At 45.8% G+C, this 26,886-nt stretch carries 24 protein-coding genes and 5 pseudogenes; 25 read left to right on the top strand and 4 right to left on the bottom strand.

The features are described from left to right. The gene (locus FGL10_RS01165; RefSeq protein ID WP_003711517.1) at nucleotides 1-459 is read left to right on the top strand and encodes a protein-lysine palmitoyltransferase; all 459 of its coding nucleotides are present in this window, start codon (nucleotides 1-3) and stop codon (nucleotides 457-459) included. Between the two features lie 54 nt (nucleotides 460-513). Further along, nucleotides 514-2,301: pseudogene (locus FGL10_RS12890) on the top strand (ShlB/FhaC/HecB family hemolysin secretion/activation protein). A 336-nt stretch (nucleotides 2,302-2,637) separates the two neighbouring features. On the opposite strand, the gene FGL10_RS01180 reads toward FGL10_RS12890, so the two are convergent. Then, on the bottom strand, nucleotides 2,638-3,927 hold the full coding sequence (locus FGL10_RS01180) for a type II toxin-antitoxin system HipA family toxin (protein ID WP_036470677.1): 1,290 nt from the start codon (nucleotides 3,925-3,927) through the stop codon (nucleotides 2,638-2,640). 11 nt (nucleotides 3,928-3,938) lie between these two features. Next, on the bottom strand, nucleotides 3,939-4,955 hold the full coding sequence (locus tag FGL10_RS01185) for an IS1595 family transposase (protein ID WP_003711434.1): 1,017 nt from the start codon (nucleotides 4,953-4,955) through the stop codon (nucleotides 3,939-3,941). 505 nt (nucleotides 4,956-5,460) lie between these two features. On the opposite strand from FGL10_RS01185, the gene FGL10_RS01195 reads away from it, so the two are divergent. The 9 genes and pseudogenes from FGL10_RS01195 to FGL10_RS01225 form a co-directional block, all read left to right on the top strand. Then, complete coding sequence (locus tag FGL10_RS01195) at nucleotides 5,461-5,811, top strand: helix-turn-helix domain-containing protein (RefSeq protein WP_003711431.1); 351 nt, start codon at nucleotides 5,461-5,463, stop codon at nucleotides 5,809-5,811. Beyond that, entirely contained in the window at nucleotides 5,715-6,593 is an 879-nt protein-coding gene (locus tag FGL10_RS01200; RefSeq protein WP_080718803.1) for an IS3 family transposase, read from the top strand. Before FGL10_RS01195 ends, FGL10_RS01200 begins: the two co-directional genes overlap by 97 nt. Before the next feature lie 15 nt (nucleotides 6,594-6,608). Continuing rightward, a pseudogene (locus tag FGL10_RS01205) lies at nucleotides 6,609-7,055 on the top strand (transposase); the annotation flags it as partial. A gap of 188 nt (nucleotides 7,056-7,243) precedes the next feature. Then, nucleotides 7,244-7,366: a hypothetical protein gene (locus tag FGL10_RS12980; RefSeq protein WP_003710898.1), complete on the top strand. Its 123-nt coding sequence runs from the start codon at nucleotides 7,244-7,246 to the stop codon at nucleotides 7,364-7,366. A gap of 18 nt (nucleotides 7,367-7,384) precedes the next feature. After that, entirely contained in the window at nucleotides 7,385-7,792 is a 408-nt protein-coding gene (locus tag FGL10_RS12985) for a CRISPR-associated endonuclease Cas3'' (protein WP_415087386.1), read from the top strand. After that, nucleotides 7,713-8,047 (top strand): annotated as a pseudogene (locus tag FGL10_RS12990) (CRISPR-associated helicase/endonuclease Cas3); the annotation flags it as partial. The gene FGL10_RS12985 and the pseudogene FGL10_RS12990, both read left to right, overlap by 80 nt. Before the next feature lie 48 nt (nucleotides 8,048-8,095). Continuing rightward, the gene (locus FGL10_RS01215; RefSeq protein ID WP_036474990.1) at nucleotides 8,096-11,656 is read left to right on the top strand and encodes an SIR2 family NAD-dependent protein deacylase; all 3,561 of its coding nucleotides are present in this window, start codon (nucleotides 8,096-8,098) and stop codon (nucleotides 11,654-11,656) included. 85 nt (nucleotides 11,657-11,741) lie between these two features. Further along, nucleotides 11,742-12,416 (top strand): type I-C CRISPR-associated protein Cas5c, encoded by a 675-nt coding sequence (gene cas5c / locus FGL10_RS01220; RefSeq protein ID WP_036470299.1) that lies wholly within the window; start codon nucleotides 11,742-11,744, stop codon nucleotides 12,414-12,416. After that, nucleotides 12,413-12,908, top strand: a pseudogene (locus tag FGL10_RS01225) (type I-C CRISPR-associated protein Cas8c/Csd1); the annotation flags it as partial. The gene cas5c and the pseudogene FGL10_RS01225, both read left to right, overlap by 4 nt. A gap of 131 nt (nucleotides 12,909-13,039) precedes the next feature. Here FGL10_RS01225 and FGL10_RS01230 read toward each other — a convergent pair. Both FGL10_RS01230 and FGL10_RS01235 read right to left on the bottom strand, forming a co-directional pair. Continuing rightward, nucleotides 13,040-13,480 (bottom strand): hypothetical protein, encoded by a 441-nt coding sequence (locus FGL10_RS01230; RefSeq protein ID WP_036470302.1) that lies wholly within the window; start codon nucleotides 13,478-13,480, stop codon nucleotides 13,040-13,042. After that, nucleotides 13,480-14,571, bottom strand: coding sequence for an IS1595 family transposase (locus FGL10_RS01235; protein ID WP_050774467.1), 1,092 nt, complete (start codon nucleotides 14,569-14,571; stop codon nucleotides 13,480-13,482). Before FGL10_RS01235 ends, FGL10_RS01230 begins: the two co-directional genes overlap by 1 nt. A 94-nt stretch (nucleotides 14,572-14,665) precedes the next feature. Here FGL10_RS01235 and FGL10_RS01240 point away from each other — a divergent pair, with 94 nt between their 5' ends. The 14 genes and pseudogenes from FGL10_RS01240 to hemE all read left to right on the top strand — a co-directional run bounded on the left by FGL10_RS01240 (nucleotide 14,666) and on the right by hemE (nucleotide 26,713). Further along, nucleotides 14,666-14,896, top strand: coding sequence for a DUF6471 domain-containing protein (locus tag FGL10_RS01240; protein ID WP_003710914.1), 231 nt, complete (start codon nucleotides 14,666-14,668; stop codon nucleotides 14,894-14,896). A 24-nt stretch (nucleotides 14,897-14,920) separates the two neighbouring features. Next, complete coding sequence (locus tag FGL10_RS01245; RefSeq protein ID WP_003710916.1) at nucleotides 14,921-16,198, top strand: type II toxin-antitoxin system HipA family toxin; 1,278 nt, start codon at nucleotides 14,921-14,923, stop codon at nucleotides 16,196-16,198. 394 nt (nucleotides 16,199-16,592) lie between these two features. After that, entirely contained in the window at nucleotides 16,593-17,873 is a 1,281-nt protein-coding gene (locus FGL10_RS01250) for an ATP-binding protein (protein ID WP_003710918.1), read from the top strand. A 207-nt stretch (nucleotides 17,874-18,080) separates the two neighbouring features. Then, nucleotides 18,081-18,515 (top strand): RNA-guided endonuclease InsQ/TnpB family protein, encoded by a 435-nt coding sequence (locus FGL10_RS12415; RefSeq protein WP_003710920.1) that lies wholly within the window; start codon nucleotides 18,081-18,083, stop codon nucleotides 18,513-18,515. After that, nucleotides 18,516-19,217, top strand: coding sequence for an RNA-guided endonuclease InsQ/TnpB family protein (locus FGL10_RS12420; RefSeq protein WP_003710923.1), 702 nt, complete (start codon nucleotides 18,516-18,518; stop codon nucleotides 19,215-19,217). A 496-nt stretch (nucleotides 19,218-19,713) separates the two neighbouring features. Beyond that, nucleotides 19,714-20,025, top strand: a complete 312-nt coding sequence (gene grxD / locus FGL10_RS01265) for a Grx4 family monothiol glutaredoxin (RefSeq protein WP_002241342.1) — start codon at nucleotides 19,714-19,716, stop codon at nucleotides 20,023-20,025. Nucleotides 20,026-20,130: 105 nt separating this feature from the next. Further along, complete coding sequence (gene upp, locus FGL10_RS01275; RefSeq protein ID WP_002242442.1) at nucleotides 20,131-20,757, top strand: uracil phosphoribosyltransferase; 627 nt, start codon at nucleotides 20,131-20,133, stop codon at nucleotides 20,755-20,757. A 22-nt stretch (nucleotides 20,758-20,779) separates the two neighbouring features. Then, entirely contained in the window at nucleotides 20,780-21,097 is a 318-nt protein-coding gene (locus FGL10_RS01280; RefSeq protein ID WP_003710925.1) for a DUF2322 family protein, read from the top strand. A gap of 136 nt (nucleotides 21,098-21,233) precedes the next feature. Further along, nucleotides 21,234-21,656 carry a protein Gly1ORF1 gene (locus FGL10_RS01285; RefSeq protein ID WP_003710927.1) on the top strand — a complete coding sequence of 141 codons (423 nt, stop codon included), beginning with the start codon at nucleotides 21,234-21,236 and terminating at the stop codon, nucleotides 21,654-21,656. 17 nt (nucleotides 21,657-21,673) lie between these two features. Continuing rightward, nucleotides 21,674-22,454 (top strand): annotated as a pseudogene (locus FGL10_RS01290) (uroporphyrinogen-III synthase). Further along, nucleotides 22,441-23,802, top strand: coding sequence for a uroporphyrinogen-III C-methyltransferase (locus tag FGL10_RS01295; protein WP_036474993.1), 1,362 nt, complete (start codon nucleotides 22,441-22,443; stop codon nucleotides 23,800-23,802). The pseudogene FGL10_RS01290 and the gene FGL10_RS01295 overlap by 14 nt, the downstream one beginning before the upstream one ends. Then, on the top strand, nucleotides 23,799-25,022 hold the full coding sequence (locus tag FGL10_RS01300) for a heme biosynthesis protein HemY (protein WP_003710936.1): 1,224 nt from the start codon (nucleotides 23,799-23,801) through the stop codon (nucleotides 25,020-25,022). The genes FGL10_RS01295 and FGL10_RS01300 overlap by 4 nt, the downstream gene beginning before the upstream one ends. A 32-nt stretch (nucleotides 25,023-25,054) precedes the next feature. Continuing rightward, nucleotides 25,055-25,495, top strand: coding sequence for a hypothetical protein (locus FGL10_RS01305; protein WP_003710937.1), 441 nt, complete (start codon nucleotides 25,055-25,057; stop codon nucleotides 25,493-25,495). A gap of 153 nt (nucleotides 25,496-25,648) precedes the next feature. Further along, complete coding sequence (hemE, locus tag FGL10_RS01310; RefSeq protein ID WP_003710939.1) at nucleotides 25,649-26,713, top strand: uroporphyrinogen decarboxylase; 1,065 nt, start codon at nucleotides 25,649-25,651, stop codon at nucleotides 26,711-26,713. The last annotated feature ends 173 nt before the right edge of the window (nucleotides 26,714-26,886 follow it).

Below are 26,886 nucleotides of genomic sequence, written 5' to 3' on the forward strand. Positions count from 1 at the left end.
ATGCCCATCACTCCACCCTTAAACATCATCTCCCCTAAACTCTACCTCAATGAACAATGGAACGAAAGCGAAGCACTCGGTGCCATCACTTGGCTATGGTATCAGTCGCCTACGCATCGCCAAGTACCTATTGTGGAGATGATGACGTATATATTGCCTGTGTTAAAAAACGGGCAGTTCGCTTTGTTTTGCAAGGGTACCCAACCAATCGGTTATATCTCATGGGCTTATTTTGATGAAGTGGCGCAGGCGCATTATTTAGAATCTGACCGCCATTTGCGCGACAACAGCGATTGGAACTGTGGCGACAATATTTGGTTGATTCAATGGTTTGCGCCATTGGGACACAGTCATCAAATGCGCTCAGCTGTGCGCCAGTTATTTCCTAGTAGGACACTACGCGCCTTGTATCATAAAGGGAGCGATAAGGGTTTGAGAATTTTAACTTTTAAAACTTGATGCAATCGTGTATTGAATGCCCATTGATGATTTTATTGATTTTGCGACCATGCCATGAAACTTCCTTTATCCTATTTGCCTAATATTCGCTTTTTGTCTTGGTGCTGCTTATTGGCAGGTATCATCGCTCCTGCTACTTTGTTGGCCTCCCCCAACCCTGCCGAAATCCGTATGCAGCAAGATATTCAGCAACGCCAACGCGAAGAGCAGTTGCGCCAAACCATGCAGCCTGAAAGCGATGTGCGTTTGCATCAAAAAAACACGGGGGAAACGGTTAATCAGTTGATGGGCGATGACAGCAGCCAACCGTGTTTTGCCATTAACGAAGTGGTGTTGGAAGGCGAACACCATGCTCGGTTTCAGTTTGCCCTAAAACGTGCCTTGCGCGAAACGGGTTTTCAGGCTGGCAAGTGTTTGAATGCAGGCGACATCAATCACATTATGACGGTTGCGCAAAATATTTTGATTGGACGGGGTTACACCACCACGCGCATTTTGGCTGCGCCACAGGATTTAAACAGCGGTAAGCTGGTTTTAACGGTGTTGGCAGGTTATCTTAAAAACGTTGAAATGGATATGTCGCAAGCGAATCAAACCCATGCTGGACGCATTGCGGCGTTTCAAAATGAATTTCCCACGCGTTCAGACGGCATCTTGAATTTGCGCGATTTGGAACAGGGTTTGGAGAATTTAAAGCGTATTCCAACAGTGGAAGCAGATATTCAAATTGTGCCTGTGGAGGGGGTACCCAATCAAAGTACGGTACTGGTGAAATGACAGCAAAGATTGGTGCCTTATCGTTTGAGTGTGGGGATGGATGATTCGGGTACCAAGGCAACAGGTAAATATCAAGGCAATGTTACTTTCTCGGCGGATAATCCATTGGGATTAAGCGATTTGTTTTATGTGAACTATGGACGTTCCATTGGTAATGTTCCCGATGAAACAGACAGTTCAGGCAGCCTGAAAAAAGGTGGTACACACAATTATGCGCTGCATTACTCTGTGCCGTTTGGCAAATGGACATGGGCATTCAATCACAGCGGCTACCGCTATCATCAAGCCGTAGCAGGATTAAGTGCAGCGTATGATTACAACGGTAAAAGTTACAACACCGATTTAGGTTTCAACCGCCTAATCTACCGCGATGCCAAACGCAAAACACATGTTGGTGCGAAATTATGGACACGCGGAACACAAAGCTATATTGACGATGCGGAGATTACAGTGCAACGCCGTAGAACGGCAGGTTGGTTAGCCGAGTTAAGCCATAAAGAATACATTGGCAACAGTACGGCTCAATTTAAGATTGCTTATAAACGTGGGACGGGTATGAGTGATGCTCTGCGCGCGCCTGAAGAAGCCTTTGGCGAAGGCACGTCACGTATGAAAATTTGGACGGCGTCGGCTGATGTAAATACTCCTTTTCAAATCGGTAAACAGCTATTTGCCTATGACACATCCGTTCATGCACAATGGAACAAAACCCCGCTAACATCGCAAGACAAACTGGCTATCGGCGGACACCACACCGTGCGTGGCTTCGACGGTGAGATGAGTTTGTCTGCCGAGCGGGGATGGTATTGGCGCAACGATTTGAGCTGGCAATTTAAACCAGGCCATCAGCTTTATCTTGGGGCTGATGTAGGACATGTTTCAGGACAATCCGCCAAATGGTTATTGGGCCAAACTTTAGCCGGCACAGCAATTGGGATACGCGGGCAGATAAAGCTTGGCGGCAACCTGCATTACGATATATTTACCGGCCGTGCATTGAAAAAGCCCGAATTTTTCCAATCAAGGAAATGGGCAAGCGGTTTTCAGGTAGGCTATACGTTTTAAAACGGCATAGTCAAATCAACGGTAACTATAGATATAGCTTTTCATAATAAAATACCTATCATGATTATGGTAAGAGATGGCTGTGTTTTGATATTAGATTGACACAGAAATTTAAGAAGGAATCATGAAATACATGATTCCTTCTCGTTTGCCTACATTAAACATATAGGCCGCCAACTCAATCAATAGAGTGATTTACCAGTTTTCCAATCTTCCCAGTATATCTCCTACCGAATACGATTCTTCTAATTTCTCGGTTTCAAACACCATAAGATGAAGTGATTTTCAGGGTGAAAGTCGACCGGCCATCTCTGACAGCCGGTTCAGACCCGGCAGCTACCGGAATGTAAACGGTAGACCTTCTTCATTTTCATCCGGGATAAAATGCCATTGTTGGGCCAGCCATCCGTTATCGCGCAATACATCCGAGTATTTAACAAGAACCTGTTCTTTAGCTTGAACGATTGTATCTATCATAAAGGATGCATCTTCTCTTCCCAAATCGCAATATTTCTCAGCAAAATCCAACAATGTATTCTTGGAAGGGTATGTTTTCTTACCGAGGTCAGTTAGGTTCAATGCCAGCATATCGTCATAAGCATCAAAAGTTCCTTGTGTTCCAACTCCGTATATTGATGTATCCAATACATCATAGGCAGGTGCAAGACGTACATCGTATTCGTCATGATAGAGTACTGAAAAATTTTTGAGGTATGCATCCCCGTTTTTCAATATGCAACTGGCGGCAAGCTGGTTAAAGAAATGGATTAAATCTTCATCGGGTCTACCAGATATCTGACGAATAATCTGTGCAATAGCCGCATAACTGCCTTTATATTTATCTTCTACCGAATACTGGCGCAGACTGGTAAAGTCTTCCATCCCTAAAAAATAACCCTGTTCGCCGACATCAAACCGACGTACCAACAACACGGATGAATCTTCCGACAAGCTGGTTTGTGCAACTGGAATACCTGCTTGTTTGATTGTTTGCATACATAAAAATTCATTTGCAGCCAAACACGGGTATTCTGACGGATCAAATCCCTTGGCAATGTATGAGTCAGTTTGCTTGGTATTTCTGCTGATGGCATCTAAGGACATCTTCTGCTGTATCCCGGATACGCTGACGAAACGGCCGTGATGGAAGATTTCTGCCATATATTGCTGAAAAACCTGTCGGGCATTTATGCCCAGCAAATCTCGTTCAGTCAATATTCTTGGATTTTTCATCTCCAACCCGTCAATCCATTCATTAAAAAGCGAGTCATTACAGCGCACATGTATCCGACCCAAAGCCTCTCTGCCCAGAATTGCCAAGCGCAGCATCTCATTGTCTTCAAAAGGCGCATCATGAAAAGCATATTTGCTTGTGATGTGTGCAGCCAAAAAGCCTTCCGGAAAATACTGTACAAAGATATGCGGCATGTTGTTGCTGATATATACCTTGCTTCTGTCTTGATGATGCAGGCCCAGCAACGAAGAATTGGAATTGTCGTATGTGAACCGATACATGGCCCCCTTTTCCAGAGTACCGATTCTTTCATCGTTTGCCCAAACATCCAAATGGGTGATTCTGGGTTTACGCATACGATTTCCGAATACGGCGAGGATAGACTTCATCATGAGAAGTTCTTTCAAACTGGAACAGCGGGTCGTTTAGACACATCTGCTGATTTAATTGTATATGGTGTATTGCGGATAAAGTTCAGCAATACCGCTTCCTTATTCGCCGGTGTGTCTTTGGCAAAATTCACGAAGTTGTGATAGACCAAATAATTGTTCAGATACTTGGTTGCCACACCTTTGAAACGGTGGACAATCAGGTTTTTCAGACGGCTGTGGTAGCTGTTGACAGTTTGGATATTGAAGGCACCGACGGAACGCCGTCCTCTCGGGATACGGATATGGCTCAAATTCATATCCAGCGATAATTTTTGATATGGTCTTAAGGAATCGGTGACAAACACGGAACCAGCGGCAACTTTATCGGACAACACCTTTTGCAGGTCTTTCAAAGACGGTTTGCCCAAATTGCTGATTTTGGCAACAGACTTTCCGTCCAAATTGATGCCACAGGGAACACACACCTGTTCTTTGGATAAGCCACGCTTCCCTGCCGGTGTTCCCCGTCTGTGTGCAGGACGCGGCAGTTTAAAATCCCGGTGATGTCCTTTATAGGAAATGGTGGAATAGGTCTCGTCGGCTTCTACAATGCCGTCCAATTCCACTTCAGCCATCATATTCTGTAAGGCACCGAGAACTTTATGTCGCCAGTAGAAAGCGGTTTGCAGGGAGATACCGCAAATCCGAGCACTCTTTCGCAACGGGTATTTTTCTACCATACAGTGAATATATTTTTCCCAGACTTCTATATCTTTCTGTGTGTTGTAGAGGATGGTGCCGGTTTGTTCTACAAACGATTTCCGGCAGTCCGGATTGCGGCACAGATACATCTGGTTGCCGCATTTTTTGCCGTTTTTGACAAAGTGTGCAGATTGGCAGTGCGGACAGCAGGTGATTTTCTTCGGCTCGACTACTTTCTTTATTTCGATTTTTTGGGAAACAGAGGCTAAAAACTGCTGCTTATCGCTGTCCGTAAGATTTTGGAACAACTGTTCCAGAATGTCCAATTCTCTCGTGATGGCCAACATGAATAAATTCCTTACAACTCAAATTGTTATAATGGATCTTGTCAAATTGGGATGAATTTATCAACCTATTGTCAGAACATAGCCAAAAATATTTGACATCTGGTTATTTTTAAGATAAATTAAAATGGGTAATTTTATATTTAAATCATTCATTGCCTGTCTCTATTGAGGTTATAGCAAAACGCAATACCCCCAGAGGAATATCAGACATGGCACTGATATAGATGATCGCTGGTTATCAGTGGATGAAATCAAGTTTTTAAGTCAGACAAAACGAAAACTTTAAACTGAGGTTTAAAATGCATCAACCTGATTTGAAATACGTGCAATATCAGAATGTTATGGAATTTTGAATTATTTGGCATACTGGTTGCTAAAGACCAAGCTCAGAAAGAAACGCAATTGTTTGAAAAAGCAAAAGGAGCAACGATGTCAGCATTCAGAGTCTGAACTGCACCCCAAAAGTTGGACACATCCCCTCCAACTCACAAGGTGCAGTTTTTTTATGAGCAAATATACATTACACTTCAAATACCAAGCCGTACTCTACTACCTGCATATACGCAGCCAACAGCGTACCGCAGACCACTACGGCATCTCCCGAACCCACCTGCGACGATGGATACGCGCCTATCAAGAAGGCGGCGTCGGCGCACTCGAACATCCCCAATCCAAAACCATGACCGACCACCGCAAAAACCCCTTCATCGCCGACAAACCCGACCACGAAAAAACACAGGCGGAGCTTATCGAAGAGTTGTGCTATATGCGCGCAAAGGTTGCCTACCTAAAGGAGTTAAAAGCCCTCAGCAAAAAGCGGACCGAAAAGAACAAAGCCAAACCGTCCAAACACTGAGGGCGCAACACCCGCTCAAATACCTGCTACACATCGCAAACCTGCCCAAAAGCAGCTTTTACTACCACCACCAAGACCGACCCGACCCCGATGAAGCCGACAAAGCCCTCCTCGTCGAAACCTACCGGCGGCATAAAGGACGATACGGGCAAAGGCGCATTGCCGCAGCATTGGGTTGGAACCGCAAAAAAGTGGCGCGGTTGATAAGACAGCTAGGACTGAAAGCCCTCATACGGGCGAAAAAAGCCTACCGCCATCCCGCCATGGGCGAAATATCGGAACACCTCCTCAAACGTCGGTTCACAGCCAAAAAGCCCAACGAAAAATGGCTGACAGACGTGACCGAACTCAAAGGAAAGGACGGCAAACTGTACCTCTCGCCGATCTTGGACTTGTTCAACCGCGAGATCGTCGCCTACGCCATGAGCCGCAGAGCCGACAGTGAAATGGTGAAGGAAATGCTCGAAAAAGCCGCACCCCGGCTGACTGATAAAGGAACAATGCTTCATTCTGACCAAGGCGTGCTGTACCGTACGGCGGGGTATAGGGAATTGCTTGCCCAACATTCCATGGTTCAAAGCATGTCGCGAAAGGCGAATTGTTGGGACAATGCACCGATGGAGAGTTTCTTTGCGGTGTTGAAGACGGAGTGTTTCTATAACGCAGGAGAATTGACGGTGGACGAATTGATGAAACAGATAGATGATTATATGGATTATGATCAGCTCCCCAAAAGTTGGACTCTAATCCAACTAATTAAGGAGCAGATTTTTTATGGCTAAATACACCCTATCTTTTACAAACTCGGCTACAAACAACATACCCGCACCGATGAAGAAGGCTATATCGAGAAACTGCACATTACCCCCGCCAATACCCATGAGTGCAAACACCTGTCGCCTTTGTTGGAAGGTATAGCCAAAGATACGACCGTCTATGCCGATAAAGGCTGCGACAGTGCGGAAAACCGGCAACATCTGAAAGACCATCAGTTGCTGAACGGCATTATGCGCAAAGCCCACCGCAACCGTCCGCTGACGGAAGTGCAAACCAAACGCAACCGATATTTGTCGAAGACCCGTTATGTGGTCGAACAGAGCTTTGGTACGCTGCACCGTAAATTCCGCTATGCCCGGGCAGCCTATTTCGGGCTGATTAAAGTGAGTGCCCAAAGCCATCTGAAGGCGATGTGTTTGAACCTGTTGAAAGCGGCTAACAGGCTAAGTGTGCCTGTTGCCGCCTAAAAGGCGGCCCGGATGCCTGATTATGGGGCGTCCGGGGAGGATTAAGGAGGTATTTGTGTAAAATTAGGCGCAATTAGGGGCGAAAACAGCCGAAAACCTGTGTTGGGGTTTCGACTGTCGGGAGGGAAAGGAATTTTGCAAAGGTCTCTTAGAATATCAAAATTTAATTGTAAAAATAAGGAGTTTAGATGAAGGTTTATTATGCTCATTCCGCCCAAGGCCAATTCTGCAACCTTTTGCCTTACGAACACTGGCAAACCCTTCAATCCCACGCCCAAAATGTCAGCAATTCGGCTGCAAATTTTGCCTAAGTTTTCGACGCGCAAGACATTGCTTATCACACCGGGCAACTACACGATTTAGGAGAATACTCGCTTGAATTTCAGGATAGATTAAATGGCGGGAGTAAGCCTGTCGACCATTCTACCGCCGGGGCAAAAATCGCTTTTGAGTGTTGGGGCAGCATTGCTATCGGCAAGCTCATGGCGTTTTGCATTGCGGGGCATCATGCCGGTTTGGCAAACGGTGCGGGCGAGGGTGATAACCGCAACACCTTGAAACAACGTTTGGCGTTGCAATTCGGTAAAGATATTCCGGAACTCGATAGCGTATGGCTGCAAGAAATCAAGCTACCCAAAACTTTGCCTGTGCCGCCGCTTCCCATTCCAAACCATCGCCGACAAATTCCGCATGATCGAAAGCCATATGCAGCCGCTGATTATTCCGTTCGATGGTGAGGCCGAAAACCTCATTAGCAGCCTGCACCATGCCGACCATATCGGTGGATTCTTACGCAAACTGCAACCCTACACCGTCCAAATCCCCGAAAAAGCCCTTGCCACTTTGTATAAAGCAGGGCGTATCGAACCGATTAACGAGAAAAACTTCGGCAAACAGTTTTATCGCTGATTGGGCTGGATTTATATGATGAGGTGGCCGGGCTTTCTTGGGAGGATACGGTGTTTTTGAAAGGGGAGAGTTTGGTGTTTTAAGGAAAATTATTTTGATTAATTGAGAAGATAATTACATAGGAATTTAGAATGGCTAAAGACATTACACAACTTGATGACTATACAAAATTAAAAAAACTTGCTTCTGCTCTTTGGCAACAAAATAGCTCTTATCATGGTGCAGCTATTATGATAGGTGCAGGTTTTAGTAGAAGTGCTGCGACAACAGGAGATAGCAATAAAAAGCTTCCGCTTTGGTTTAATTTTTCTGAACTATTAACTAAAGAATTGAATTCAAATAGCTCAGATCCATTACGACTAGCTGAAGAATACAATGCATATTTCGGGAAACAAGCATTACATGATTTAATCAAGAAGGAAATTAATGATTCAGCCTGGATACCGAGGGAACTACATAAATCCTTATTAGAATTACCATGGTCAGAGGTTTTGACTACAAACTGGGATACTTTGCTTGAACGTGCTTCAGAAGAAATTCATCAGCCTGTATATAGTATTGTTTCAAAACAGGAAGATCTTTCAAGTGCAAGATCACCTCGTATCGTGAAATTGCATGGCACTATTGATGTAACTAAAGATTTGATTTTTACTCAGGAAGATTACCGTACATATCCGCAACAATATGCAGCATTTGTGAACTTTGCTCGGCAAGTATTTATTGAAAATGAACTATGTCTAATGGGTTTCTCTGGGGATGACCCAAATTTCTTACAGTGGGCTGGTTGGGTTAGAGATCATTTAACTAGTCATTCTAGACGGATTTATCTCGTTGGAGCTTTAGGATTAAATTCTTCAAAACGGAAATATTTAGAGTCGCTCAATATTGCACCAATAGATTTGTATAGTTTGGTTAAAGATTATGATGATGCAGATATGCGTCATTTTAAGGCCACAGAAATATTTCTTCAGACCTTGCAAAAATTAAAGCCTAAGAATAAATGGGAATGGGAGCCAAATCAGCTACATCGAACGGAAATGACAGAAGAAGAATTAAATAGGCGTTATCAAGATCATGAGCATGCAGCTCATCTTCTTGAAGGACAATTAGTTTCTTTAGAAAAAGATAGATTGTCTTACCCAGAGTGGTTGGTATGTCCAAATCGATTGAGATTTACCTTGCATATGCAGTTAACAGATCCTTGGCCTAATCCTGATAATTTGTCAAGAATGAATAAAGATTCAAGAGCTAAGCTGCTGTATGAAATAGCTTGGCACCATAAAGTAACTTTTGAAATTCTTCCAAATTGGTTGGTAAATGAACTGCTAACAGTATGTGATCTTGATAAACCTTGTTGTTTAACAAAGAAACAGCAATTAGATATTGCGCTTCTTTTATTGAAAAATACACGTTGGATGGAACAGTCAGAAAGTAAAGATATTATTCTAATAACAAGACATATATTGGAAAAAGGAAAAAAATATTGGGCGGAGATTGGTAATGAATTGTCCTATTATTCCGCTATTTTAGCTCGTGATTCATTTGATTATCCTGCTTTAGAGAAATATGCAGAAGAAATTACCACTAATGATCCTATTTGGAAGTTAAAAAAGGCTTCTTTATTTGCAGAGCTTGGAAATTTTGAAGAAGGTAAACACTTAATAAGTGGAGCATATAGTGATTTACTTAAGCAGTATAGAAACAATCATGGTTCTATTTATTTGCTCTCTCGTCTAGCTTGGGCATACTGGTTAGCTAGAGGTGTTAACTTGAGTGAACTGGAAGAGAAAATTAGAATTTTCTCTTTTGATTATAAAGAATCTAAATGTGATCCTTGGGATTACATAGAACACATGCAGGAAAAAATTACCAAAAAATTAGCAAAGCAACAAGAACAAGAGATTGAGCCTTTATTTGAACCAGGGCATTACAAAGATAACTCCAATACTGTAACTTGGAGTAATGAATTACACCCGCTACTTCTACTAGAAGGTATATCTAATACTGTTGGACTACCATTACGTTGGCAGCATACAAATTTTCTTGTCGATTCAGCTGCAAAAATTGCCGAATTAACTGAAATTGATAATACCCAACGTTTCTCTCTTGCTATTAGAGCCGCCAGTAGTGAGACATCTAATGTCTTAAAAAGAGTATTTTCTAGAATTAAAATTGCGTGTTTATCTCAGGATGAGGCTAATTTTTTAATAGAAAAAACTATATCTTCAATTGAATATTGGTCTAAAAAGCGAGAGACTCAAGCGAGTATAAGCGGTATTACAAACTATGCAATTGATCGCTTACGTGTTTTTATTGAAGTTTTAGCTAGAATTTCTGTAAGAGCAACATCTGAACAAGCTAAACAAATATTTCGCTTAGCAGTATCTTTAGGGCAGAATAATAAACTTCAACATTTATGGCTATTTGATTCAATTAAAGACTTAATTGAATTTTCTCTTAAAAGTATTCCTGACGCTGAACAACATGAGGTGTTGCTTGATGCATTATCTTATCCACTTGAAACAGAAATTCAAAAAAATGAATATGGTAAGTGGGCTAATCCTGTTATAGATAATCCGGGGGAGCGTAAGCAAAATATTTTTATTGATAAACGTATTAATGAAATTATAGATACTATAGAAAGAAACTCTTCTAAAAATGCTCCAGCATTATTAAGATTATTACCATTAATAAAGAGTAAATTCCTTACCGAAAAAGAATGCAGACAAATTGCATTAAATATATGGGGGGATAATCCTGATTATAAAAATATACCTGAAACTGGATTGCTTAATTACGTTCTACTTGAATTGCCAAACATGGATTCTTTGTCTGTAAAAGCATTGGTTAGAGAATACTTATTTGAACAGAAAGAAGAAAACTTGTTTAAATTGGGTTTTTTAATGGATGTTGCTAATGCAGCACTTGGAAAAAATGTTAAGGAATTGCCAAGTGAAGAACGAGCTCTTGATTATTTTGAAAAATTAACTTCTTGGAGATTGCCTCAAAAAGATAATAACGAAATAGGGTTTTCTAAAAATATAAATTCTAAAACGGCTGAATTAATTAGTGAAGTATTAGCGCGTTCTATTGTTCCTGCATTATCAAAAGAAGCATTAACTGAAGAAAATTTCCAGAAGTTGTGTGATATGCATATAGCACTTGATAAACCGGAAATTCTGATGGCGTATCCATATTTTGCTGCATCAGATGAAATGTTTGTCGGTAGAGTTGAAGGTTCTATAAAGAAAGGTTTTCAATCTACAGAATCTAATAAATTAGCATATACCTCTTATGCTCTTCTTACTTGGAGGGAGCTCCAAGATTCACCAGTTATAAACAAATTAATTAAGCGATTGATTTATATAATTGGTTCAAATCAAAAACAAGGATTAGCAGCACTTCTTTGGACGGCTAATCAAATGTATAAAAAAGAATATCTTTCAAACGAAGATATTGAATCGCTAAGTGAAATTCTTCCTGTTATTTTTGATAGTACGAGTTACGAGAGGATTCCGCCATATAATCAAGAATCTGTAAGTATTTCACTTGTTCGTGCTGCTTGCGTTAGATTGGCTAGAGATATTTTAAATAAAGAACAAAATAATGATATAGAGCTAAAAAGAATATTGGAAATGGCAAAGAATGATCCACTTCCAGAAGTAAGATTTGCAGAAATTACAGATATATAAAAATATCATTCAAAGTGCGGTCAATTTCCCTAACGTTTTCAAAACGTCGTCTGAAACTGCACTTTCCAACCAAAAGGAGAACCAAATGAACCAAATTCGCCTACACATTTGGGGCGATTATGCCTGTTTTACCCGTCCGGAGATGAAGGTGGAGCGGGTGTCTTATGATGTCATCACGCCGTCGGCGGCGCGTGGGATTTTGGCGGCGGTGCATTGGAAGCCCGCGATTCGGTGGGTGATAGATAAGATTTATGTGTTAAAGCCGATTCAGTTTGAGTCAGTGCGACGCAATGAGTTGGGCGGCAAGATTTCGGCGGGTAAGGTCAGCGGTGCGATGAAGCGCAAGAGTGTTGCCGATTTATATACGCTGATTGAAGACGACCGCCAGCAGCGCGCGGCAACGGTGCTTAAAGACGTGGCTTATGTGATTGAAGCCCATGCGGTGCTGACGGCAAAAGCGGGGGCGGATGAGACCGTTACCAAGCATATCGAGATGTTCAAACGCCGTGCGAAAAAGGGGCAATGCTTTCAGCAGCCTTGTTGGGGCGTGCGTGAGTTTCCTGCCGATTTTGCGTTGATTGACGAAGGCGAGCCGCTGCCGCCGTCAGCGTTATCGGAAAGCGAGGCAAGCCGCGATTTGGGCTGGATGCTGCACGATATTGATTTTGATCACGGCAACACGCCGCATTTTTTCCGCGCACAAATGAAAGATGGCGTGATTGATGTGCCGCCGTTTTACGCCGAGGAGGTGAAAGCATGATTCTTGCATCCCTTGCCCGCTATTACCCGCCGTTTGGCAGCAAAAACTGATGACATGGGCAACCCGAAAGTGCCGCCTTATGGTTTTAGCGAGGAAAAAATCGGCTGGATTTTGGTGTTGGATAAAGAAGGCCGTCTGAAAACCGTTGTGCCGAATCTGACCGCCGATAAAAAGCCGCAGTCGAAGCTGATGAGTGTGCCGCGCCCTGAAAAACGCACATCAGGCATCAAACCGAATTTTTTGTGGGATAAAACCGCATACGCGCTCGGCGTGGAAGCCAATAAAAACAAAGCCGAAGCGAAAGAAAAACCGTTTACGTCGTCTGAAAAAACTTTTGATGCCTTCAAGCAATACCATCTCGATTTACTGCAAAACAGCGACGATGAAGGCTTGCAAGCCTTGTGCCGTTTTCTGCAAAACTGGCTACCTGAAAATTTCGCTGCCGAAAATCTGCCTGCCGAAATACTTGATGCCAACATTGCATTTTCTCTCGGCATTATGTAGTAAAAGCACAATGAATTAAATCAATGGGTTATATTCAATTCAAACGGATCCTACTCCCCTTTTGCCCAAATCAAAACCCCGTAGCCTTCCAACTGCGGGGTTTTGATTTTGTTGTCTGTTCAAATATCCTGCTTTAACCGCCATTTCACATCTACGACATTTGCAGCATCTCTTTCAATAACACCTTTGTTCAGCCAGTGCTTCAGCGCATTGCGCATAGAGGCAGTATGCTGCGGACTGATTTCTGCTTCCTGTCCGCATTTCGCCAATACCCTTGATACCAGTTCGTTCACGGTGAACCAGCGTTCGGGTTCGGCTTTCAGTTCTGCCAGTACGGCAGGTCTGAGTTTGCACCGGTACCGGCGTTTATAGGTACGGTAGGTATAGAGCTTGGTGCTGTATTCGTCGGTTAAGGCTTCGGCTTCCATTGCACTCAATGCTTCGTTCAATATCCGGATTCTGCTTTCAACCAAATCCAGATGTTCCAACACCTGTTTCTTTTCCCGCTCCAGTCGCTCCAGCTTCTTCAGTATCTGGCTGCGGTAGATTTTCCCTGCCATTAAGCAACCAGCCTTTCCACGGTTCTGTGTCTTCCCTGCCAGTAACCTCTCCAATCCGTTGTTTCGACGGAACACAGGCATCTTTCCAGCATTCCGTCAAACAGTCTGCGGTTGTCGTATCGGCGGTGGTCTTCTCGATAGGCGCATTCGCCGGCATAACAGTCGAGATAGCGGTTGCCTATTTTGTGGTAGGTGCCGACTATCATCCGTTTGAATCTGCCGAAGTAGCTCTCGGCAAGATTATTGTTGATGCCGTCTGAAGTGCCGTACTCGCGCTGATGGTTCACTCTGCGCAGGTCGTAACGGACAATCAGTCCGTCGTAGGCTGGGTTTTCATCTGCATGGATACGGCTCCCTGCTTTGATATATCTTCCCGCCAGTTTTTCTGCCACTGCGGCGGTTTCCGACATAACAGGGAAAGTCAGGGTGCGTTTGGCACCGACGGCATAGGGACAGACTTCCGTTTCCTCCCTGCTGTAACGGCTGCGCATTACCATGACGGCGCGTTTGTCCGGATTGGCGTTTTCCTTCAGCCGTCTGTCGATACGGTCTGTCTTCCTGTTTTTGGGTCTGACATAGGTATGGATATAAGTGCCGTCGATATGGACTTCGCCGCAAAGCGGTTCGGTCTGCTCTTTGACGAGCAAGCTTTCGCGAATTTTGTGGGCAAGAGTAAGGGCGGTTTTATACTGGACGTTCAAGTCGCGGGAGAGATGACAGGCGGACAGCCACTTTGCCGCGTTGGCAAACAGAGCGATGGCATAGAGGTAGTGTTGGATGGAAAGTTTTCTGCCGGCAAACACTGTGCCGGAGGTAACGCTGAAGGTGTGGTTGCAGAACCTGCACCGCCATTGTCTGCGGCTGGCGATACGGTAGGCTTTGTGCCGGATACGGCATTTCGGACAGACGACGTGTTCCTCGCCGCCCCAACGGATTCTGCACAACAGACGGTGAGCCGATTCGTCGGACAGCTGCGCCATTTCAATCGGTGTCAGCGTTCGGGATTTGGAGGAAAGTAGGAAGTGTTGCGCCGTGATGCAGAACCTGCCTGTCTGTTCTTGAAAGAATAAAGGATAGGAATACCAAATCATCTTATATAGTGATTATATTTCATTTAATATGTTTTAACAACGTTTGTCTTGTTACGGATAATGAGGGGTGTAACTGTTTTATGAAAAACTTGCCATGAACAAAGAGGTACAGCAGGCTTGGCGTGACAAAGCCAAAGGTATTGTGAAATCGGAAATGGCCTTGAGAAATATGGGCTATGCCGAATTGGCGGAAAGATTAAAATTACTCGGAATTGACGAGAATCCGCCCAACCTCAGCAACAAAATCTGCCGAGGTGCTTTCGGAGCGGATTTTATGCTACAGGTTTTGACAGCAATCGGGTGCGAACGTGTCCATTTAAAATAGAAGAGCTTCCTTAGGAGATATTTAATGATAAAAACTATATCGGTAAATAGACAAGCTAGATTTATAAAGCCTAGAATCAAAGAATTGGAAATTCTGATAAATGATCAAACCATAGGAATCTTAGAAAAAAACTCTGTGTTTCGCTTTAAATATATAAGCGAAAAAGCCCCCTTACTTGGGTTGCACTATTCTGATCGGGCAAAAATTTACCAATCCTTAAATTTACCCTATATTTTTGCACAGTATTTCCCGGAAGGTTTTTTGGAAACCTATCTTAATAGCAAATATCCATTCTCAGATGCTCCTTTCCAAGATGATGAGATGTTGCGTCTTGCAATTTTTGGGAGAGAAACGCTAGGACGCATTCGTGTTCGCTGTAGCGACCCAATATTCAACGAGTGGATTGAGTCCTTGGAGCAACCAAGCAACTTACTCAATGTACAGGATTTGTTGGGAGATTTGACAGAGCAGAACTTTGATGATTATTTGAATAATATTTTAGCAAAAGGAAGATTTGTAACCGTCTCAGGCGTACAGAAAAAAATGTCGGTTGCAACCATTGGACGTAACACCAAGCAATCTGTTGCGTATATTGCAAAGGGGTTTGATAAAGAGAAGTCCCCCTGTTTGGCAGCCAATGAATATCTTTGTATGAAGGTAGCTCAGAGAGCAGGTATTCGAACTGCCCAAACATCATTATCTACAGACTCCTCTATATTGTTAGTCAAACGTTTCGACATAGATAATAATGGGGATTTCTTAGGGATGGAGGATTTTACAAGTCTAAGAGATTGGTCTGCCAGTGAGAAATATATGGGTAGCTATGCTTCTCTATGTAACATAATTCGAGAAGTTTCAAGTAATCCTAATGAGAATCTGCTTCAGTTTTTCTCTCAATTAGCGTGCACCTGTCTCTTAAAAAACGGAGACGCACATCTGAAGAATTTTTCAGTGTTATATCGTAGTGAAGAGGATGTGAGACTTGCCCCGGCTTATGATATTTTAGACACATCAATTTACGCGGTAGGAAACAATGGAGTACATGAGGTATATGACGATAAATTAGCTTTGAGTTTAACAAATAAACATGGCAGGCGTTATCCGACAAAGAAAGCGTTGTTGCAATTTGGGGAGCAATATTGTGGTGTCGATCCTGATGAAGGTAGCTATATAATCGAAAGGATTCAAGAAGCTAAAGAGACTGTATACGAAGAAAACAGGGACGTACTGGTTCAGAATCAATGGCTCGCCCAAAAATGGGAAGTTGATATTGAGGAAGACGATTTGGAGTTTGGGATGTGACAATATTGCAACAAAATACATATCCCATATTGGTTGTACTCCAGAAAAACGTACTTGGCATTTTAGTCGATCTCCTCATCCATCAATAGAAATGAGATAGCAGTCTAGCCTTCTAACTAGCCAAACAAAAAAACGCCCGAAACTCGGGCGTTTTTTCTGTAAGCAAAGGATGGGCGTAACCAATTGATTTAATTTATTGTGCTTTTACTACATAATGGCGGTTTTTTTCAAATTGACAGCACTTTAGAACAAAAGACGGCTTGAAAAAATCCTACATTTCATTTTAAAAAGTGTGTTAATTCACTATTTTTCATTTTAAAAATTGTGCATTTCAACCCTCTATTGTTGGAAAAAATGTATAATTACTCTACATCCCTTGTTTTAGAGAAACATTATGCAGCGTAAAATCATACAATCCTTAGAAAAGTGGAAGCACAAAACAAACCGCAAACCGTTGATTATTCAAGGAGCAAGACAGGTAGGAAAAACCTGGGCGATGAAACACTTTGGCGAGCAATCATTTGAAAAAGTGGCGTATATCAACTTTGATAATAACCCTCGCATGAAAACGCTATTTTCTGGCAACTATAATATTGATCGCTTAATGCTCGGTTTGAAAATTGAAAGCGGTGTCGATATTCAAGCAGAAAACACTCTGATTATTTTTGATGAAGTACAAGAAGTCCCGCAAGCATTATCATCACTCAAATATTTTTACGAAAATGCACCTCAATTTTATATTGTCACGGCAGGCTCATTGCTTGGGGTGTCACTACATCATCAAGCCTCTTTTCCTGTCGGCAAAGTGGACTTTCTACCACTTTATCCCATGGATTTTCACGAATTTTTAACCGCACTTGGCAAACAAGATTTGGTGAAGTTACTTGAACTGAAAGACTGGCCGCTAATTTCAGCCATGAAAACCACCTATATTGATTTACTCCGTTTATATTATTTTGTCGGCGGTATGCCCGAAGCGGTAAAAGTATTTATCGAAACACAAAATGTCGATGAAGTGCGTCAAATACAACGTAATTTATTGATGGCGTATGAACAGGATTTTTCCAAACATATTCACGACGGGCAAACTGTGCAAAAAGTGCGGTCAATTTGGGCTTCCATTCCTGAACAGCTTGCCAAAGAAAATAAAAAATTTATCTATGCTCAGCTACAAAAAGGGGCGAGAAGCAAAGACTATGAAATTGCTCTGCAATGGCTAAAAGACAGTGGCTTAGTACATAGCGTGCCTCGAGTGAAGAAACCACATTTACCGCTTTCAGCCTATCAAGATAACGCCTTTAAATTGTATGGTTTAGATGTGGGGCTGCTTGCCGCACAAAGCAACTTAGATGCCAGTGTACTTCTAGAAGGTAGCCGTATTTTTACCGAATTTAAAGGGGCATTGACCGAACAATATGTCTTGCAACAACTGATCGTCACGCAAGAAAATCCTATTTTTTATTGGGCAACTGAAAAAGGCACGGCAGAGGTCGATTTTGTTATGCAACGTAAGCAAGCTGTGATTCCGATTGAAGTCAAAGCTGAAGAAAATCTAAAAGCGAAAAGTTTGAAAGTGTATGTAGAACAATTTCAGCCTGAGCAGGCTATTCGCTTTTCCATGGCGGATTATCGGGAACAGGATTGGCTGGTGAATGTGCCGTTGTATGGTTTTTAATATATTAATTAATAAGTAACTAAATCATGACATTTCCATTATCTATTACAGCTAATATCAATAGTCATGAAGGTGATTTTCCTAGAGAAATTGAACTACGATCACCATTAACATTTATTTGGTTTATCAGCCCTGTGCCGTAAAACTCCGTCCTTCAGGGCGGAGATATAAGGCACAAACACAAACCAAAGGTATAATCATACCACTATGATTATACGCAAAGCCTTTAAGTTCGAAATCATGCCAAACGGCGCACAAATCCGCAGAATGAAACAGTTTTGCGGCTGTTCCCGTTTTGTCTTTAATCAGGCGTTGGCTTGGCAGAATGAGCAATATGGGCAAGATAACAGTGTCAAGTTCAGTTATACGAAAATAGCCAATCTGCTTCCGCAATGGAAAAAAGAACTGCTTTGGCTCAAAGGCTGCCATTCCCAAGTACTCCAACAGTCGTTAAAAGACCTTGAAAGTGCGTTCAAAAACTTCTTTCAAAAGCGTTCCGGCTTCCCGAAATTCAAGAAAAAAGGCTTGAAAGAGAACTTTCGCTTTCCGCAAGGCTGCAAACTGGAACAACAAAATAACCGCCTGTATCTCCCGAAAATCGGCTGGATTCGCTATCGCAACAGCCGCGATGTCGTCGGCTAAATGAAGAACGTAACCGTCAGCCGAAAATGCGGTAAGTGGTATATTTCCGTTCAAACAGAATTTGAACAAAAAACACCGCAACCCAAAGGCGGAGAAATCGGTATCGATATGGGTATCGTTCGTTTTGCGACACTTTCAAGCGGCGAATGTTTTGAGCCGATTAACGCATTCAAGAACCTGAAAGGCAAACTGGCAAAACTACAACGCCGACTTAAAAACAAGGTTAAATTTAGCCAAAACTGGCAGAAATTAAAGGCGAAAATCGCCAAATTGCACCACAAAATCGCTCACTGCCGTAAAGACTTTCTGCACCAAACTTCAAGCAAAATCAGCAAAAACCACGCGGTTGTGTATGTTGAAGATTTACAGGTGTCGAATATGTCCAAATCAGCCAGAGGCATAGCGGAAGAACACGGCAAGAATGTGAAACAGAAATCAGGTTTGAACCGGTCGATACTAGATCAATCTTGGTTTGAGTTCAGACGGCAGTTGGCGTATAAATTGGCTTGGAACGGCGGACATCTGATTGCCGTACCGCCGCAAAATACAAGTAGAATCTGTCCTTGTTGCGGTTATACCGCAAAGGAAAACCGCCAAACGCAGGCTGATTTTGAATGCGTAGAATGCGGCTATACGGAAAATGCGGATGCGGTTGGGGCGATAAATATATTACGACGCGGTCAGGAAATCTTGGCGGCGTAATAAGCAGTCAAATCAGGGCAGGACATGTCCGCAGCGCGTGTGAAGTGAACAATGCGGTAAGGTTGTCAGCAGCACGAACCCGCCGAAGCGGTTTGGCAGAACACCGCCGACCGCAGTAGGAATCCCCGTCCTTTAGGGTGGGGAGGATGTCAAAACCGTTAACTTAACAACTTCCCCACGAATCATATTCATCAGAATTTGTGATGGTTACTTTAATCATGTCGCCGACTTTGAAATCGATTCCGAAATGGACAATGATGGGGGTAATATCAAGTCCTATCCATCCTAATCGGCTGTTGACTCATCGATGCGCCGGAACTGTTCGCTTGCTTTGTCTGCGGAGTTGAGGATGATGTTAATTGTAAGGAAACGGGCGTTTTCTTTTTTTCCTTTGAAATGTGCACGAAATAGGGCGGATGTTGTGGGAAGTTTCCGCTTTTGCGTATAATGCGCTCTACCTGACAAATTTTGTCGACTTTATCAAAAGGAATAAGCGATGGCTTCCATCCACGACCAAATTAAAGAAGTAGTAACGACTCACCGCGTTGTATTGTTTATGAAAGGTACGAAGCAGTTTCCGCAATGCGGTTTTTCTTCACGTGCCGTACAAATCCTTAATGCGGCAGGCTGTACCGACTATGTAACCGTCAACGTATTGGAAAATCCCGAAGTACGTCAAGGTATTAAAGAATACAGCGACTGGCCGACCATTCCCCAACTTTATGTGAACGGCGAATTTGTCGGCGGCTCGGACATTCTGGCGGAGATGTATGAGGCAGGCGAGCTGCAGGATCTGCTCAAAGCCTGATTCGGCCGCTCATGCCGTCTGAACGTGTTTCAGACGGCATTTTCTTTTCCGGCAAATTAAAAAAAAGTATAATGACGCGTCTCAAAATCACACTGGAACACCGCGATGAACGTTAACGTTATCAACCATCCGCTCGTCCGCCACAAATTAACCCTGATGAGGGAGGCAGATTGCAGCACCTACAAATTCCGGACGCTTGCCACCGAGCTGGCGCGCCTGATGGCATACGAGGCAAGCCGTGATTTTGAAATCGAAAAATACCTTATCGACGGATGGTGCGGTCAGATTGAAGGCGACCGCATCAAAGGCAAAACCCTGACCGTCGTTCCTATCCTGCGTGCCGGTTTGGGTATGCTTGACGGCGTACTCGACCTGATTCCGACTGCCAAAATCAGCGTGGTCGGACTGCAGCGCGACGAGGAAACATTGAAACCCGTTTCCTATTTTGAGAAATTTGTGGACAGTATGGACGAGCGTCCGGCTTTGATTATCGATCCTATGCTGGCGACGGGCGGTTCGATGGTGGCAACTATCGACCTGTTGAAAGAAAAAGGCTGCCGCAACATCAAAGCCTTAGTCTTGGTTGCCGCCCCTGAGGGTGTGAAGGCTGTTAATGACGCGCACCCTGACGTTACGATTTACACCGCCGCGCTCGACAGCCATTTGAACGAAAACGGCTATATTATTCCCGGTCTGGGCGATGCGGGCGACAAGATTTTCGGCACGCGCTAACTGACTGATTTTTGGAGCTGATATGAATTTTCAAGACTATCTCGCCACATTTCCTTCAATCGACCATCTGGGCGGTTTGGACGTTCGGGATGCCGACGGCAAAACGGTTCACCACATTCCCGCCGTACAGGGCAAGCTCGGTTCGCTCAAGCTGTATAATGCCTTGGCGGAACGTTTTGGCGGAAAATTGGACAAAAAAGCGGCAGAGCAGGGTTTGATATGGTTTGCCGAACACGTTGCCGACGCGCGCGCCCATCCCGGCAAGCATCCGAACATCGACCTGCTGGAAAAAGTCGTGCAAAGTGGCGAAACCTTGTTGCTGAAACCTGTCTCCGCCTGATGCGGAATCAAGGCAATGCCGTCTGAAAAGCGTTTTCAGACGGCATTGCCTTAAAGCGGAATGATGATTTCCGCACGCCGGCTGCACGGTTTGGTTTGTGAAAGATTAAATCCTTATAAGACATCGGGTGATTCCAATGAAAAGAACCTTGATTTTGATTTTTTCAGGAATGATTGGCACGGCAGGTATTGCACAAGCAGGTTCGGTATTTTCCTGTAAGACGGACAACAACAAATATATAGAAGTTCAAAAAATCAACCGCAATCTTTACGAATATTCGTTCGGCAGTGCGGCAAAAAAAGAAATTGCCATACGCAACAGCAAATCCGACCTGTTGGGGCGTTCCGACAGGTGGCAAGGCATAGGTAGAGGACGCTGGTCAACGATGAAATTCCAAAACGGCGAATTTATGTACACCGTATGGACAGACTTCGATTCCGTGACTCATACGGAAAGCAGCGGTGTCGTTGTGGAGCGTAGGGGCAAGGAAGTCGCACGGGTCGGCTGTACACCGAAAACCGCGCAGGCGAATTTCAACGATGCTGATTTTTCCTGGTAATCGGGGCGGATAAGGCGATGGAAACAGCGAAACCCATTATGCTGATTGTCCGTCCGTCCGCCAGGGCCGCAGAAGATGTCGAAACCTGCCTGAATGCCGGTTGGCGCGCGGAAGTATTGAGCCCGGTCGAAATCGAAGCAGATGCTGCCGGACTGGAACTTTTGTCCGAACAATATGCCCGCGCCGATGCGGTATTTTGGGTCAGTCCGACCGCAATCGAAACCGCCGTCCCGCACCTTGACCTTTCAGACGGCATAAAGATACACATTGCCGTAGGGCAGGGCAGCCGCCGCGCATTGGAACGCTGTTTGGGCAGAACGGTCATCGCGCCGGATGACGGAAACGACAGCGAGGCGGTTTTGCGCCTGCCGGTTTGGGACGGCCTGCCGGAAGGCGCGCGCGTATTGTTTGTGCGCGGACACGGCGGGCGCGATTTCCTTATGGGGCGGCTTCGGGAAAAGGGTTTGCAAACCGAATTGGCCGAAGTGTATTTCAGACGGCATAAACCTTTGAACTTTCAAAATTTCCAAGCCGAAAATATTACTGCCGCCTATATTACGTCCGCAGAACTCGCGCGCTCGCTGTTTGCACAGCTTCCGCCGCAATTTTCCCGATTCTTCAAATCCTTGTTATACTTTACCCATCATCCGCGCATTGCGGAGGCATTGAAGCGCGAAGGCGCGGAGGCGGTGGAAACCGTCCCTTCACTGGAAGCCGCGCTGTCCCATTTCCGTTTCAGACGGTATGACTTTCCCCAAACACCCAATCGATAAGGAGCAAAACGGTGGGCGAACCTGAAAACAAATCATCCGAACCCGTCAGCGGGGCGGCGGCGCAAAAAGAAATGCCGTCTGAAACCTCTTTACCGGACAAAAAGTCCGAATCCGAGGCGCAAACCGGCAATGTGCGTACGGGTTACGCGCAGGATGCCCGCCCATTCGTCGTCAAACAGGCCGGCGGCAACGCCCTGGCAATCTGCGCCCTGGTATTGGCGGCCTTGGGTTTGGGTGCGGGCGGATTTTTGTTCGTACAAGGGCAGAATGTCCTGAAAAACCAAGAATTGGCGTTCAACCAGAAAATCGACAAAGCCGCCTTGGGCGAGTCGGAAAACGCCGCGCTGCTGAAAGACGGCATCAACCGCCAAGCGGCGATGCAGTCCGAACTCGACCGTTTGGGGGACAATGTCAAAACCAACGCCGAACAGATTTCGACGGCGCAAAAAGCCTACCGCGAACTGACCAAAGGACGCGCCGACTGGCTGGCGGACGAAGCCGAGGCGATGCTCGATATGGCGGCGCAGCAGCTGGTGCTGACGGGCAACATACAGGCAGCCGTCGGCGTGTTGGAGCATATCGACAGCCGACTGTCCCGTTTCGATCAGGCGGAGCTGCTGCCGATCAAACAGGCGGTCGGCAGCGATTTGGCAGAATTGAAAAACCGCCCCTACGCCGATATTTCCGGCACGGCATTGCGCCTCGACAGGCTGGAAGCCGCCGTATCCGGGCTGCCGCTGATCCTTGAAGGCGTATTGAAGCCCGGCGTGCAGGCAAAAAACGAAGCGCCCGCCTCATCTTGGTGGCAGGACGCTTGGGGGAAATCCCTCGAAGCATTGAAAGGGCTGGTCGAAATCCGCCGCTTGAATAACAACGATGCGATGCTGATTTCTCCCGAACAGGCATATTTTGTGCGTGAAAACCTGCGCCTGCGCCTTTTGGGTGCGCGAACCGCACTGATGCAGCGCAACAGCGAAATCTATCAGGGCGATTTGAGCAGAGCCGAAGCCGCCGTCAGACAGTATTTCGATGCCAAATCGCCCGCCACGCAGTCGTGGCTGAAAGAATTGGCGGAATTGAAGGCGTTGGATGTCCGGGTGTCGGCAGACGACGGTTTGAAAGCCAGCCTGAACGCCGTCCGCGCCTACCTCGACGGCGCGCGTGCGGCAACGGCGGAAAATCAGGGGGCTGTGCAGGATGCCTCCGAACCGGCAAATGGGAAAACAGTATCGGAACCGGCCGGCGCGCCCGATGCGAAGGCCATAGAAGCACCGTCCCTGCCTTCGGAAGGCAAGCCGGAGCAGCCGGCGAAGAAACAACACGCCCCGGAAAAAGCGGCGCGTTCGCCATCCGTTAAAGGGGAACGCGCATGAAAACGGTAGTCTGGATTGTCGTACTGTTTGCCGCTGCCGTCGGGCTGGCATTGGCTTCGGGCATTTATACCGGCGATGTGTTCGTCGTCGTCGGACAGACTATGCTCAGAATCAACCTGCACGCCTTTGTGCTGGGGCTGCTGATTGCCGTTGCGGCTTGGTATTTCCTGTTCAAATTCATTATCGGCGTACTCAATATCCCCGAAAAGCTGCGGCGTTCCGGTTCGGCGCGGAAAGGACGCAAGGCCGCGCTTGCCTTGAACAAGGCGGGTTTGGCGTATTTTGAAGGGCGTTTTGAAAAGGCGGAACTCGAAGCTTCGCGCGTGTTGGGCAACAAAGAGGCGGGCGACAACCGTACTTTGGCATTGATGCTGGGCGCACACGCCGCCGGACAGATGGAAAATACCGAATTGCGCGACCGCTACCTTGCCGAAATCGCCAAACTGCCGGAAAAACAGCAGCTTTCCCGCTACCTGCTGCTGGCGGAATCGGCGTTGAACCGGCGCGATTACGAAGCGGCGGAGGCCAATCTGCACGCGGCAGCCAAAATGAATGCCGGCCTGACGCGTCTCGTGCGCCTGCAATTGCGCTACGCCTTCGACAGGGGCGATGTGCCGCAGGTGTTGGCAAAAACCGAAAAACTTTCCAAGGCGGGCGCGTTGGGCAAATCGGAAATGGAACGGTATCAAAATTGGGCCTACCGCCGGCTGTTGGCGGACGCTGCCGATGCCGCCGCTTTGAAAACCTGTCTGAAACGGATTCCCGACAGCCTCAAAAACGGAGAATTGAGCGTATCGGTTGCGGAAAAATACCGGCGTTTGGGGCTGTATGCCGATGCGGTCAAATGGGTCAGGCAGCATTATCCGCAAAACCGCCTCCCCGGGCTTTTGGAGGCATTTGTCGGAAGTGTGCGCTTTTTGGACGAACGCGGTCAGCAGAAAGCCATTGATTTTGCCGATGCTTGGCTTCAGGATCAGCCCGACAATGCCCTGCTTTTGATGTATCTCGGACAGCTTGCCTACGGCCGCAAACTTTGGGGCAAGGCAAAAGGCTACCTTGAAGCGAGCATTGCACTGAAGCCGAGTATTCCGGCGCGTCTGGTGTTGGCGAAAGTCTTTGACGAAACCGGAGAAACGCAGAAGGCGGAGGCGCAGCGCAACTTGGTTTTGGAAGCCGTCTCCGATGACGAACGCCACACAGCGTTAGAGCAGCATAGCTGATTTTGGGAAATATCTTTATCTGGGAGAATTTGATGGGACCTTCAGATTCCTTTAAGGAAAAGAAAGAAATATTTGAAATTGGAACGCCTGCTTATCGACAAAAGTTAATTGATGTTTGGAAAAAGAGCATTAATGGAAACGAAAAATCTTGGGTGCTCTTTGAAAATGGGACTTGCGTCATTTTACTTGAACCGGAAAAAGATCTGGAGAAACAAGCTAAAGAGATATTAAGCAAATGGGGCAAGGTTCAAATAGGAACACCATCTGCAGATTTTGGCATTATCACTTTAGATAGTGGCGATGGATATGCCGTTTCATGCCATCATCCTGAAATTTTTACGCTAATCCTAAAAGAAGAAGGATTGGATGAAGATTTCAAAATCGGTATCGAAGGGCGCTCTCATCGCGATTGTGATGCTGAAGAACCCAAAGTTATCCATATCGAAGATAAACGCACTATTGAAACCCCATGAAAACCTGCTGCCGTTTAATCATCTACTGATGATTACCTAGGCAAATGTGCCCGTCCCTCCCTTTTCAGACGACCTTTCATTGCGGAAACCGCCGCAAAGGTTGTCTGAAAACCGTTTTCCTTCCCCGTTTTACAAACAAACCGAAAGCCCCACATGACCTCTTTGAAAAACGACACTTTCCTCCGCGCCCTGCTCAAACAGCCCGTCGAATACACGCCGATTTGGATGATGCGCCAGGCGGGGCGTTATCTGCCCGAATATAAAGCCACACGCGCGAAAGCGGGCAGCTTTCTTGATTTGTGCAAAAACACCGAATTGGCGACCGAAGTCACCATCCAGCCTTTGGAACGCTTCGATTTGGACGCGGCGATTTTGTTCTCCGACATCCTGACCGTCCCCGACGCAATGGGCTTGGGGCTGTATTTTGCCGAAGGCGAGGGCCCGAAATTCGAACGCGCCTTGCAACACGAAGCCGACATCGCCAAGCTGCACGTTCCCGATATGGGAAAACTGCAATACGTTTTCGACGCGGTAACTTCCATCCGCAAAGCATTGGACGGTCGCGTACCGCTTATCGGCTTCTCCGGCAGCCCGTTCACGCTCGCCTGCTACATGGTCGAAGGCGGCGGCAGCAAAGAATTTCGCACCATCAAAACCATGATGTACTCGCGCCCCGATTTGCTGCACAAAATCCTCGATACCAACGTCCAAGCCGTTACCGCCTACCTCAACGCCCAAATCGACGCGGGCGCGCAGGCGGTGCAGATTTTCGACACTTGGGGCGGCGTGTTGAGCGACGCGGCGTTTAAAGAATTCAGCCTCAAATACATCCGCCAAATCGTTGCCGGATTGAAACGCGAAAGTGAAGGCAGACGCGTTCCCGTGATTGTGTTTGCCAAAGGCGGCGGGCTGTGGCTGGAAAGCATGGCAGAAATCGGTGCGGACGCATTGGGCTTGGACTGGACGTGCAACATTGGCGAAGCACGCCGCCGCGTCGGCAAGCAAGTCGCCCTGCAAGGCAACTTCGACCCATTCGCCCTCTTCGGTACGCCCGAATCCATCCGCACCGAAGCCGCACGCATCCTGGCCGACTACGGACACGGCAGCGGTCATGTCTTCAACCTCGGACACGGCATCAACCAACACGCCGACCCAAAACACGCCAAAATCTTAGTCGACACCGTACACGAACTGTCGCGGCAGTATCACGGCGGGTAAGCCGGCAGGAAACTGCCTGATATGCCGTCTGAAAGCCGAGGGATGGCAGGTTAGGGTAAAAATAAGGCAATGCGGCAATATCCGCCGTGTACGGATAGTACATGACGGCGGAGGCGTTGTCGCATTGGCGTAATTTCAACCGTCCTTATTTTCAGACGGCATTTTTGTTTTCA

Origin of the sequence: Neisseria lactamica (genome assembly GCF_901482445.1) — a bacterium.
Classification (GTDB): domain Bacteria; phylum Pseudomonadota; class Gammaproteobacteria; order Burkholderiales; family Neisseriaceae; genus Neisseria; species Neisseria lactamica.